Origin of the sequence: Listeria ivanovii subsp. londoniensis (assembly GCF_000763495.1) — a bacterium.
Taxonomy (GTDB): Bacteria; Bacillota; Bacilli; order Lactobacillales; family Listeriaceae; genus Listeria; species Listeria londoniensis.
This window is the reverse complement of sequence record NZ_CP009576.1, coordinates 1720404-1732512: the sequence shown is the minus strand read 5'-3', so window position 1 is coordinate 1732512 and position 12109 is coordinate 1720404. Positions and strand designations below refer to the sequence as shown.

Below are 12109 nucleotides of genomic sequence, written 5' to 3'. Positions count from 1 at the left end.
TTTAGAGCTTATACTTCCCATTTAGCTAGTTTTTAGATAAAATGGGAATATGCTTATTGTTTAAGAAAGGGGATGACTTGATGACGGATTCATTTTCAGCTTGGTATGAAGATTTAGAACCAGCGATATTAATAAAAGTGGAGGATTTTCATATTCTAGGCTACCGAGAAATCAAGGCCAGCCATATTTGGTCGTTTTTAACGGAAGAAAAGTGGAAAAACCGGCCAGCCCCAGCTTTGCATGAAAGAATGAATGACATTATGCAAATGAAAATTGGACAATTAATGCAATTTATTATGACAACAGCTGAACAACAATCAAATAACCATATGTCTAAAGTGGAAAACACACTTCAATCAAATGTGGAAGATTAACAGTCTGCTGACAAATACGTACAAAAAAATGTAACTATTTGTTGATAGACTGGATTTGTTATGGTTTAGATGAGGGAGGAACGAAACAGAAATGGTTAAAAAGAGTAAGATAGTTATTTTCTTTCTAGTAGTTGCAATTATCTTTGGTGCTGTATTTGGTACCGCAAAAATGGTTATGCAAAACATCAATCTTGGACTAGATCTTCAAGGGGGATTTGAAGTTCTTTATGAAGTTTCACCTGCAGATGGGGAAGGAACTGTGTCGAAGCAAACCATGACAGACACGGTTACAGCGCTCGATAAGCGGATTAATTCATTAGGAGTGGCTGAACCAAGTATTCAAATCGAAGGGAAAAACCGTATTCGAGTTCAACTTGCGGGGGTAACCGACCAAGAAGAGGCTCGCAAAATGCTATCCACAACTGCGCAATTATCATTTAGAGATGCGAACGATAAAATGATGATGAACGGTAGCGATCTTGTAGCAGGCGGGGCTAAACAAGCTTTTGATTCTAGCAATAATCCAATTGTTACATTAAAACTAAAAAGCGCTGATAAATTTGCAGACGTTACAAAGACGATTTTAGCAGAAGCGCCAGATAATCAATTAGTTATTTGGTTAGATTGGAAAGAAGGACAAAAGTACAAAACAGAACGTGAAAAGAAAAATCCGGCATACTTGTCTGCCCCTAATGTAAGTAGTGTTTTAGATACAGATAAAGTAGAGATTTCGGGTAATTTTACAACGGAAGAAGCAAAAGATTTAGCAGATTTGCTTAATGCTGGAGCGCTTCCTGTACAAATGAAAGAAGTTTATTCTACCTCTGTGGGTGCACAATTTGGACAAGATGCACTACAAGAAACAATTTTAGCGGGTATCATCGGTGTTATTGCAATTTTTATTTTCATGATGGCAGTATACCGCTTACCAGGTGTGATTGCTTCGATTACATTGGTTGCTTACACTTATCTAGTTCTACTAATATTGAGTTTGCTACACGCGACACTAACTCTACCGGGAATTGCAGGTTTGATTCTGGGGGTAGGTATGGCTGTTGACGCGAACGTGATTACCTACGAGCGGATTAAAGAGGAAATCAAAGTCGGAAGGTCAACGAAAGCGGCCTTTGAAGTGGGTGGAAAAGAAGCCTTCCGCGCGATTTTGGACGGTAACTTAACAACATTGATTGTTGCTGGAGTACTCTTTTATTTCGGTACAAGTTCCATTAAAGGTTTTGCGACAGTACTAATTATTAGTATTTTAGTGAGCTTCTTGACTGCTGTATGGGGATCGAGGTTCTTACTAGGCTTACTAGTGAAAAGTAATTGGCTTAACAATAAACCTGGATTTTTTGCAGTTAGACGCAAAGATATTCATAATTTACATGAAGGTATTAATAGCTTTAACTTGAAAACACACTTTGACCGTTTTGATTTTGTTAAACATCACCGTTTGTTCTTATCGATCTTTACGGGCATTGTTATTATCGGAATCGTTATTCTATCTATATTCCGACTGAACCTTGGTATTGACTTTGCCAGCGGGACTCGAGCGGAAATTACTGCGGATCACACCTTGACGGAGACTCAAATTAAGAAAGATTTAGACTCTATTGGTATGCCATCAGATGATATTGTTTTCCAAGGGTCAGGCTCTAAAACTGCCGTTGTTTCTTACAAAGGAACGCTATCTCAAGATGATGTGGCTAAATTCAAAAATTATTTTGACGATAAGTACAAACACGAGCCTAGCATAAGTACGGTATCTCCAACTGTCGGAAAAGAACTTGCGAAAAATGGTTTTTGGGCGCTGGGAATTGCATCTATTTTGATAGTATTATATATTGCTATACGATTTGAATTTTATATGGGAATCGCAGCAATTTTATCCTTATTATTTGATGCATTTATTATCTTTATCTTCTTTAGTATTACAAGGCTTGAAGTAGATTTAACCTTTATTGCTGCTGTTCTGACGGTTATTGGTTATTCCATAAATGATACGATAGTCACCGCCGACCGAATACGAGATATTAGCATGAAAATGCAACGCTTCAAAACGAAAGAAGAAATTGCTGATGCTGTGAATAAAGCTTTGCGACAAACTTTCACTCGTTCGATAAACACCATTTTAACGGTTATTTTCACCGTTTTAGCACTTGTGTTGTTTGGTAGTGAATCCATTCTAAACTTCTCCATTGCTTTACTTGTGGGACTTGTATCTAGTGTATTCTCCTCTATCTTTATGGCGATGCAACTATGGTATGTATTTAAAGCAAGACAATTACGCAAAAAAGGTCCAATTAGTACTGTTAAGAAGAAAAAACAACGTAATAATGGACAACCTGTAATTTAAAAAGGTCGGCCGAATTTCAACAAAAGAAATTCGGCTGTTTTTAATAGTTCTGAAACGGGTAAATACTAACATAATTGTTGCACAAGGAGGAGAAAAAATGAAAGAAAATAAAATACAATGGCAAGTAATCGTTGGAATTATTCTAGCACTTATTATTGCGATATTTGCTGTAGTCAATGTAGATCCAGTGGAAGTGAATTTCTTATTTTTACAAGCTGATTGGCCATTAATCTTAATTATTTTAGGATCTGTACTTTGCGGTTGCTTGATTATCTTCTTCCTCAATATTTCGAAGTCTCGTAACATGAAGAAGAAGCTAAAACAACTTACTGCCGAAAAATCAGAATTAGAACGTCAATTAGCTGCAGCGAAAGCAATGAAAACTCATTCATCGAAAGTAGAAACGCGCAAATCAGAAAATACGGATAGCGTAACTAAATAACGAAAAAATGCCAACATCTTCGTTGGCGTTTTTTGTTTTGTAGATTCCTCTTGGTTTTTCAGGTGATTTTAGATATAATAGGAAGGTTGAGAGGTGGGGTAATGTGATTGATTCAAAATACTTATGGAATATCAAGGAAGCCGAAGAAGAGAAAACAATTCAATTAGCGGAACAACTGAAAATCTCGCTTCCACTTGCAAAGCTACTTTGGAAAAGAAAGATTACAACGCAAGGACAATTCGATAAATTTTTCCACCCAGAAAAATATCAAACTTATGACCCATTTCTATTTGCAGAAATGGATCTTGCGGTTGCGCGGATTAAACAAGCAATCGAATTAAATGAACAAATCCTAGTGTACGGAGATTATGATGCAGATGGGGTTACGAGTATTGCTGTGTTAATGAAGACATTACAGCATTTGGGAGCTAATGCAGAATTTTATATCCCCAATCGCTTTACAGAAGGTTATGGACCTAATATTGCCGCTTTTGATTTAGCGAAGAATCAAGGTGTTGATTTAATTATTACCGTTGATAATGGTATTGCTGCACTAGAAGTTATGACTCATGCCAAAGAAATTGGTTTAGATGTTATTGTAACGGACCATCATGAACCGCGTGAAGTCATGCCAGAAGCAGTCGCAGTTATCCACCCAAAGCATCCGAAATCTGCTTATCCATTTGATGAACTCGCTGGGGTTGGAGTTGCTTATAAATTATCTCATGCACTACTTGGCGAGGAACCAACAGAATTACTAGATTTGGTTGCAGTGGGAACGGTTGCTGATTTAGTGTCACTAACTGACGAAAATCGTATGCTGGTCCAATTAGGTTTACGTCAACTACGTGAAGGGGCAAATATTGGTTTAGCTGTTTTAGCAAAAAAAGCTAGTTTGAAATTGGAAGATGCTACGGAAGAAACGATTGGATTTGGCCTTGCGCCAAGACTTAATGCAGTTGGACGACTTGGTCCTGCAGATCCAGCAGCCGATTTGCTTTTAACAGAAGATCCAGAAGAAGCGCTTTTTTTAGCAGAAGAAATTGATGATGCTAATAAAGAACGCAAACAAATGGTTGTGGATACGACTAAACTTGCGATGGAAGCAATTGAAGCAAAGAACAGTATGGGGAAAGTGTTAGTTGTTAGTGGAGAGGGTTGGAATACAGGAATTCTTGGGATTGTGGCTTCAAAACTAGTTAGTGTGTATTCTAGGCCTGCTATTGTGTTAGGTATAGATGCAGTGACAGGAATTGCCAAAGGTTCTGGTCGTAGCATCGAGTCTTTCCATTTGTATCAAGCGCTTGATAAACATCGGAAATTAATGACTGCATTTGGTGGTCATCCCATGGCTGCTGGTCTTACTTTACCAGCAGAAAATTTAGCAGAATTAGAAGCTAAGTTACAAGAAGAAGCGAGCTTACTTACAGAAGAAGATTTTCGTCCAGCATTGCAAATAGAGGAACGTATTAATCTAGCGGATGTCTCGGTAGCTTTTATCGCTCAACTAGAAAAACTAGCACCGTTCGGAATGGATAATCCAAAGCCGATTTTCCTTTTAGAAGGAATGAAGTTAAAAGGGACGAAAAGAATTGGCGCCGACAAAACACATCTAAAAACAATGCTTGGGACAGATGGGACGGATACACCACTTGATGCCATTGGCTTTGGGGTAGGTGATCTAGTCGAAAAAATTTCTCCTTCCGCAGATGTAGATGTTGTTGGTGAATTATCTATCAATGAATGGAACCATATTAAAAAGCCACAACTTAGAATGATGGATATTCGTATTGCGCACTGGCAACTTTTCGATGTGCGAAGTAAAACGGAGTGGTCGCGGATTCTTCAAGAAAAAGCGGATTCACGCATATATATTTGTTTTGAAGAGCGAACAGCTAAAACACTCGGAGAACAAAACCATTTTTTAGTAGATGAGAAAGCAGATTTTAAAGTAGACATCCAAACAGAGGAGCTCGTATTTGCGGATATTCCGCCGAATGTAAAGCTAATTGAAGAAATTGTCCGCAAAGTAAAACCAGCGCGTATCTTTGTTCATTTTGATGCAGCAGAAGGAAATCAAATTCCAGCAATACCAGATCGTAAGGCATTTGCTGAGCTATACAGCTTAATAAAAAAATTCCAACCCTTTCCAATTGAAAAATATACACCACGCTTAATGCAAAAGTTTGGTTGGAACAAAGAACAAATTGATTTTATGTCAAACGTGTTTTTTGATTTAGAATTTGCTAAAATGGAAGGTGGTCAGATTATTGTTAATCAAGTAGTTGGAAAACGTAATCTGGATGAGTCACTAGTTTATCAACAGAAGCTAGAAGAAATTACTACTCGAAAAAAATTGTTATACTCCAACTACAGCGAACTTCATAGTTGGATGAAGTCAATGATGGAAACATCAATTTACCCGAATGCGGAGGAACTTGAAAATGGAAATTAAAGATTTAGAAAATTACGTAGCGATTGTTAATGATTGGCCTAAAAAAGGGATTGTCTTTAAAGATATTACCCCTTTAATGAATGATGGAGAGGCTTACCGATTTGCTACGGATAAAATCGTTGAATATGCAAAAGAATTAAAAATCGATATTATTGTTGGACCAGAAGCGCGTGGATTTATTATTGGTTGCCCAGTTGCCTATGCACTCGGTATCGGCTTTGCCCCAGTTCGTAAACCTGGTAAATTACCTCGCGAAACCATCGAAATGGAATATGATTTAGAATATGGTACCAATAAATTATCCATGCACAGTGACGCGATTAAACCAGGTCAACGGGTATTAATTACGGATGATTTGCTTGCAACCGGTGGAACCATTGAAGCAACAATCAAATTAGTAGAAGAACTAGGCGGCATTGTTGCGGGTTGTGCATTTTTAATTGAACTAAAAGAGCTAGAAGGTCATAAAAAATTAAACGGCTATGATCGCTTAATTCTCATGAAATTATAAAATTGGAACTACTCCTGATATTTTAGGGGTAGTTTTTTTAGAAAAATAGTAAATCGGCTAGAAATTGTGAAAAAACGAGGAAAAGTGCTTTATAAACAAAGTGTCATCATGCTATAATATTAGACAAGAATCTTTTTTGGAACACTCAGTTATGGGTGTTTTTAAGTTGTGTAGATGACAAGTAGATAAGAGGGTGAATGTAAATGGCGAAAGAACAAAATCTGACAGCTGAGCAAGTCATTGATATGGCTTCTCATTATATGAATCAGGAACATCTTGCGCTTGTAAAAAAAGCGTATGAATTTGCGCGCGATTCTCATAAAGAACAATTTCGTAAATCAGGTGAGCCGTATATTATTCATCCAATTCAAGTTGCCGGCATTTTAGTAGAATTAAAAATGGACCCCTCCACAGTAGCATCTGGGTTTTTGCATGATGTGGTTGAAGATACTCCAGTCACACTTGCCGATTTGGAAGAAGCATTCGGTAGCGAAGTAGCCATGCTTGTAGATGGGGTTACTAAACTTGGTAAAATAAAATATAAATCGCATGAAGAGCAACAGGCTGAGAATCACCGGAAAATGTTTATTGCAATGGCACAAGACATTCGTGTTATTCTCATTAAACTAGCTGATCGTCTACACAATATGCGCACATTAAAGCATTTACCAGTCGAAAAGCAGCGTAGAATTGCGAATGAAACTTTAGAAATTTTTGCACCACTTGCACATCGCTTAGGGATTTCTCGCGTAAAATGGGAACTAGAAGATACAGCGCTGCGTTATTTAAATCCACAGCAATATTATCGTATCGTTCACTTGATGAAACAAAAGCGAGATGCAAGAGAGCGTTATTTGAATGATGTAATTGATGGTGTTAATGAAAATCTCGATGAACTTAATATTCAAGCAGACATTTCTGGACGACCAAAACATATTTATTCCATTTACCGAAAAATGACGGAACAAAATAAACAATTTAATGAAATATATGATTTATTAGCTGTTCGAATTGTTGTTAGCAGCATTAAGGACTGTTATGCGGTGCTTGGAATCATTCATACACGTTGGAAACCAATGCCAGGTCGCTTTAAAGATTATGTTGCCATGCCTAAATCAAATATGTATCAATCAATTCATACGACTGTAATTGGTCCTCAAGGCGAACCACTCGAAGTACAAATTCGAACACATGAAATGCATCAAATCGCTGAATATGGGGTTGCAGCACATTGGGCTTATAAAGAAGGAAAAGTAGTTAATTCAAAAACTTCTTTTGATAATAAACTAACTTGGTTCCGAGAAATTTTAGAATATCAAAATGAATCGGATAATGCCGAAGAATTTATGGAAAGCTTGAAACTCGATTTATTTTCGGATGTGGTTTATGTATTCACACCAAAAGGAGATGTGTACGAGCTCCCGAACGGATCCGTGCCACTTGACTTTGCTTACCGCGTGCATACAGAAATCGGTAATAAAACGATTGGTGCTAAAATCAATGGCAAAATCGTTACATTAGATTATAAACTTAAAACAGGCGATATTATTGATATATTGACCTCCAAACACTCTTATGGACCAAGTCGTGATTGGTTGAAACTAGTACAGACTTCTCAAGCTAGAAATAAAATTAAACAATTCTTTAAACGACAAGCGAAAGAAGAAAATGTCGAAAAAGGCCGAGACTTAGTAGAAAAAGAAATTAGACAACTTGGATTTGAAACAAAAAAAATTATGCTACCTGAAAATCTTCGCAAATTAGCTGATAAGTTGAATTTTTCGCATGAAGATGATCTTTTTGCTGCAGTTGGTTATAATGGTATTACGGCATTACAAGTAGCTAATCGATTAACGGAAAAATTGCGAAAAGAACGTGAACAAGAAGCTGAAACAGAAAAATTATTAACACAAGCAGAAAACAAGCCTTCTAATTCAGATGCTAACAATGAAAAATTGAAAATCAAGCATAATGCTGGAGTTGTTGTTCAAGGTGTAGGTAATCTACTCATCCGTCTTTCTAGATGTTGTAACCCAGTGCCAGGAGACGAAATCGTTGGTTATATTACTAAAGGGCGCGGAATTTCCATTCATCGTCAAGATTGCCCAAACGTCCTAGCAATCGAAGCAGAGCGCTTGATTGAAGTAGACTGGGAAGATGCAGATTCACAAGCGAAAAATGATTACAATGTCGATATTGAAATTTACGGCTATAATCGCAATGGACTATTAAATGATATCCTGCAAATCATCAACAGTTTGACTTCTAATATCAATGGTGTCAATGCCAAAGTAGATAATAACAAAATGGCAACATTAGTTGTCACGCTTCAAATTCATAATATCAATCATTTGCAACGAGTAGTAGATAAAATTAAACAAATACCTGATGTATATACGGTGAGAAGATTAATGAATTAAAGGAGTGAAAGTGATGCGCGTGCTACTTCAAAGGTGCTATGAGGCTTCGGTTAGTGTAGAGGAGGAAGTAATTAGTGAGATTGCTGGTGGGCTTTGTTTGCTCGTCGGGTTTACACACAGCGATACAGCTGAAACAGTTGACTACATGGCAAAAAAGTAACAGGATTACGAATTTTTGAAGATGACTCAGAGAAAATGAATATTTCTTTAGCTGAACGGGGTGGAGCTATCTTAAGCGTCTCTCAGTTCACTTTATATGCCGATGTTAGTAAAGGGAAACGTCCTAGCTTTACAAAGTCAGCTCCTGGGGAGAAAGCAGAAGCGCTTTATGATTTATTTAATGCCAAACTTGCAGAGGCTGGTTTTATAGTTGAGACTGGTATATTCGGTGCTTTTATGGATGTGAAAATCGTTAATCACGGTCCGGTTACTATTTTGCTTGACTCAGAAGAAATGCGTAAATGAAAAAGCAATCATTCGGAAGAGATAATGTAGTGAGACCCAAAAGTTAGACCAAATGCCGACCAGAGAAATCTGGTTGGTATTTTTTATGCGGTCATCTGTTCGCAGTACTGAATAGGACTACAACCAAGTTTCGTTTTAATTCGATGATGATTGTAGTAATGTATCCAATCTTCTATTGCTTGTTTCAACTGTTTAAAGCTGGCATAAATTACCACGTAATACATTTCTTGCTTTAACAGTCCAAAGAAATTCTCCATCGGAGAATTGTCAAAACAGTTCCCTTTTCGTGACATACTTTGAAAGATGTTTTGCTTGGTTAACTGCTTTTTGTATGCTTTCATTTGGTAAGCCCATCCTTGGTCAGAGTGGAACGTACGACGATAGGGGCAATCATCGGTACGGTCCATCGCTTCTTTTTGGGCATCCATAATGGCTTTAGCGTTGGGACGCTCAGAAATTCGATACGATAAAATTTCTCCGTTAAACATATCAAGGAAAGGATCTAAATACAATTTTTTGATAACTAGCTGCTTGTTTTTATCACGCTCGTAATATTTGAATTCCGATGTATCCGTGGTCACTTTTTGATGAGGAATGGATGTATAAAAACGTCGACGAATACGGTTTTTTGCCACTCGTCCAATAGTTCCTTTGTAAGAATTATATCTGCGAGATTTCCGAATAAACTTGGATCCTTTTAGCCCAAGTTTACCCATAATTCGTCGAACTTTTTTCTGATTGACCTTTATTCCTTGTGCCTTCAACGCTAGTTGAATCCGGCGATAGCCATAGTTTCCGTGATGCTCATCAAAAATTTCTTGAATCTTTTTCTCTAATGATGCATTTGGATTTTTCTGTTCTAATCGTTTTTGCCAATACATGTAGGTCGCTTTAGGAAATTTTGTGGCTTGTAGAAGAATCGTTAATCGGAACTCACTTCGGAGTTCGTGGATGATTCGGGCATCTCGTTCTTGAGTCGTTCTGGGACATCCATTCCTAAAGCGCGGAGCTTTTTTATAAAAGCAAGTTCTGCACGTAATAATTCGTTTTCTCGTTCTAATGCTTGTTCCCGTGTCATGGGTTTCTTGGGCTGAATTTGTTTCTTTTTCTTGGACATCGAAGGTCGTCCTTTCTGTTTTGGTGAAAGACCTTCGATGCCTTCTCGCAGAAATTTTTGATGCCAACTTTGAAGTAAATCCCCTGAAGGCAAACCATACTGCAAGGCAACATCCAGGTAAGAGTCACCGCTATTTAAGTAATAGTGTAGGACATTTTGCTTGAATTGGGAAGTGTAATGTTGTTTCGTTCTTCGCCTTTGTAATGCTTCAAACCCCCGTTTCTCTACAATCTTCACCCATTTTCTAACCAGAGAAAAATGTGATATACCAAAGCGCTGAGCGAGTGTGCCATAACCACCTTCGCTGTTTTGGTAAGCTTCCACTACTTTTCTCTTGAATCCATCATCATATTTAGCCAATTAAAATACGCCTCCAAAGTTAGATTTTTTGGTCTAACTTTGGGGGCGCACTACATAATTCTTCTGAATGATTGCTTTTTTTAATTAGAGAAATAATCCGATAAACCATCTACTACAGCGTCCGCAATTTTACTACGATAAGAGGCGGAATTAATGTTTCGTTCATCTTTTGCGGAACTCAGATAACCAAGTTCAAGAAGCACAGCTGGTTGCGAGTTCTCTCTTATAACATAATAATCGCCAATCCTTGCTCCGCGATTAGAAGTAGGGAGCTCTTTTCCGAGGCTAGCATTGATGCTTTCGGCAAGCGATTTATCACTATTATCGTAATAATAAGTGGTTTGACCGCTAACACCTGAATCGCTATCTTCTAAACTATCAAAATGAAGACTAACAAATACATCCGCCTTATTTTTTGCGGCTTTATTTGTCCGAGATTTTAAGGAGATATATTCATCACTATCTCTGGTTAAAATAACTTTGGCACCACTTGCTTCGAGCTTGGATTTTAATTTTCTCGCTGTTTTTAATGTCATTTCTTTTTCAATAGTTCCACCTGCGCCTTTTGCACCAGGGTCGTTACCGCCGTGACCAGGATCAATCACAATCGTTGCTTCAGATAATTTGGTCGTTTTACTTTTCGGAGTAGTAGTTTGTCCTTTATCAGACACATCAACAACCCAGTTAGCCACATAACCATTGGTGCCATTTGTGGTCCGAATTTGATACCAATCGCCTTGAACTCCTTGAATCGCAAAACTTTGACCGGAATTGGCTTTTTCGATAACTTCACTATCTCGACTTGCATCACTTCGAATATTAGTAGAGTCTTCACGAATTGTAACGGTTTGTAGATCACTATCATCTACCTTTGTAACGGATTCGCGGATGTCTAAGTAATCGGAACTAACCCATGCGCTTTTTCCTTGATACTGGATTTGCGCCCAACCGTCTTGTTGGCTTGTTACGGTTACTTGATCACCATTATTTAGTAAGCCAAGTGAATTACTGGAGGTACTTGGTTTTTCACGTACGTTTAAACCACCGTCTGATGTAACAATAGCAACACTGTTACTTGCTGCGCTGACATCTGTATTTTCAACTAACCAGCTTGCCACCCAACCGCTGTTACCATTATCTAATTGGACTTTATACCACTGATTTTCTTCACCGACTACCCGGAGTACTTCATTTTTTCTGACTTGACTCGTTACATCATAAGCCAACCCAGGACCGCTGCGGACATTTAAGACTTCTGCTTTTACGACGACAGAATTAGCGTTCGCCATTGCAATTGTAGTAACAATACCTGCTGCAATCAATAAAATGGAGACAACGGTAATAAAAATGAATTTATTCTTCATTTAAAGCTGACACCACCTATATACTCATAAACTTTTATCTGACAGTAAAATGTTACCATAAAATGCGCTTTCATGGAACTAGAAAGTAAGTTTTTATAAAAAATTGGACAAAATGTTGACTTTTCTATGTGTTTTTAGTAATCTTAGAATAATTCATATTTAAAACTAGCGACAGAGAAAAGTAAGAAAATCCATGCTATAAAGAGAATTTATCCCATTTGGCTGAAAGGATAAGGATAGTCATA

The 12109-nt window shown here is 37.6% G+C and carries 9 protein-coding genes, 1 pseudogene and 1 other annotated feature (1 of these 11 running past the window's edge); of the genes and pseudogenes, 7 read left to right on the top strand and 3 right to left on the bottom strand.

Annotated elements, in window-relative coordinates; genetic code table 11:
- The first annotated feature begins 80 nt into the window (after window positions 1-80).
- The 7 genes and pseudogenes from JL53_RS08475 (at window position 81) to dtd (ending at window position 9023) form a co-directional block, all read left to right on the top strand.
- Window positions 81-374 (top strand): post-transcriptional regulator, encoded by a 294-nt coding sequence (locus JL53_RS08475; RefSeq protein WP_003719821.1) that lies wholly within the window; start codon window positions 81-83, stop codon window positions 372-374.
- 91 nt (window positions 375-465) lie between these two features.
- Window positions 466-2730: a protein translocase subunit SecDF gene (secDF, locus tag JL53_RS08470; RefSeq protein ID WP_038407376.1), complete on the top strand. Its 2265-nt coding sequence runs from the start codon at window positions 466-468 to the stop codon at window positions 2728-2730.
- Window positions 2731-2827: 97 nt separating this feature from the next.
- Entirely contained in the window at window positions 2828-3172 is a 345-nt protein-coding gene (locus tag JL53_RS08465) for a LapA family protein (protein WP_003719819.1), read from the top strand.
- 103 nt (window positions 3173-3275) lie between these two features.
- The gene (recJ, locus tag JL53_RS08460; RefSeq protein ID WP_038407374.1) at window positions 3276-5627 is read left to right on the top strand and encodes a single-stranded-DNA-specific exonuclease RecJ; all 2352 of its coding nucleotides are present in this window, start codon (window positions 3276-3278) and stop codon (window positions 5625-5627) included.
- A complete protein-coding gene (locus JL53_RS08455) occupies window positions 5617-6138 on the top strand; it encodes an adenine phosphoribosyltransferase (protein WP_014092886.1) in 522 nt (173 codons plus the stop codon). Before recJ ends, JL53_RS08455 begins: the two co-directional genes overlap by 11 nt.
- Before the next feature lie 203 nt (window positions 6139-6341).
- Window positions 6342-8558 carry a RelA/SpoT family protein gene (locus JL53_RS08450; RefSeq protein WP_003719817.1) on the top strand — a complete coding sequence of 739 codons (2217 nt, stop codon included), beginning with the start codon at window positions 6342-6344 and terminating at the stop codon, window positions 8556-8558.
- Window positions 8559-8571: 13 nt separating this feature from the next.
- Window positions 8572-9023: pseudogene (dtd, locus tag JL53_RS08445) on the top strand (D-aminoacyl-tRNA deacylase).
- An 83-nt stretch (window positions 9024-9106) separates the two neighbouring features.
- Here dtd and JL53_RS15360 read toward each other — a convergent pair.
- The 3 genes from JL53_RS15360 to JL53_RS08430 form a co-directional block, all read right to left on the bottom strand.
- The gene (locus JL53_RS15360; RefSeq protein WP_232002142.1) at window positions 9107-10063 is read right to left on the bottom strand and encodes an IS3 family transposase; all 957 of its coding nucleotides are present in this window, start codon (window positions 10061-10063) and stop codon (window positions 9107-9109) included.
- Window positions 9946-10500, bottom strand: a complete 555-nt coding sequence (locus JL53_RS15865; RefSeq protein ID WP_038407371.1) for a helix-turn-helix domain-containing protein — start codon at window positions 10498-10500, stop codon at window positions 9946-9948. The genes JL53_RS15360 and JL53_RS15865 overlap by 118 nt, the downstream gene beginning before the upstream one ends.
- A gap of 80 nt (window positions 10501-10580) precedes the next feature.
- Window positions 10581-11864 (bottom strand): N-acetylmuramoyl-L-alanine amidase family protein, encoded by a 1284-nt coding sequence (locus JL53_RS08430; RefSeq protein WP_003719815.1) that lies wholly within the window; start codon window positions 11862-11864, stop codon window positions 10581-10583.
- A 159-nt stretch (window positions 11865-12023) separates the two neighbouring features.
- Window positions 12024-12109 (top strand) — a binding site (T-box leader) (it continues 141 nt past the right edge of the window).

Excerpts from the sequence above, each read along its gene's own strand:
- JL53_RS08455 (WP_014092886.1), top strand. The coding sequence starts at position 5,617 with ATGGAAATTAAAGATTTAGAAAATTACGTAGCGATTGTTAATGATTGG.
- JL53_RS08465 (WP_003719819.1), top strand. The coding sequence starts at position 2,828 with ATGAAAGAAAATAAAATACAATGGCAAGTAATCGTTGGAATTATTCTA.
- JL53_RS08475 (WP_003719821.1), top strand. The coding sequence starts at position 81 with ATGACGGATTCATTTTCAGCTTGGTATGAAGATTTAGAACCAGCGATA.
- JL53_RS08450 (WP_003719817.1), top strand. The coding sequence starts at position 6,342 with ATGGCGAAAGAACAAAATCTGACAGCTGAGCAAGTCATTGATATGGCT.
- secDF (WP_038407376.1), top strand. The coding sequence starts at position 466 with ATGGTTAAAAAGAGTAAGATAGTTATTTTCTTTCTAGTAGTTGCAATT.
- JL53_RS08430 (WP_003719815.1), bottom strand. The coding sequence starts at position 11,864 with ATGAAGAATAAATTCATTTTTATTACCGTTGTCTCCATTTTATTGATT.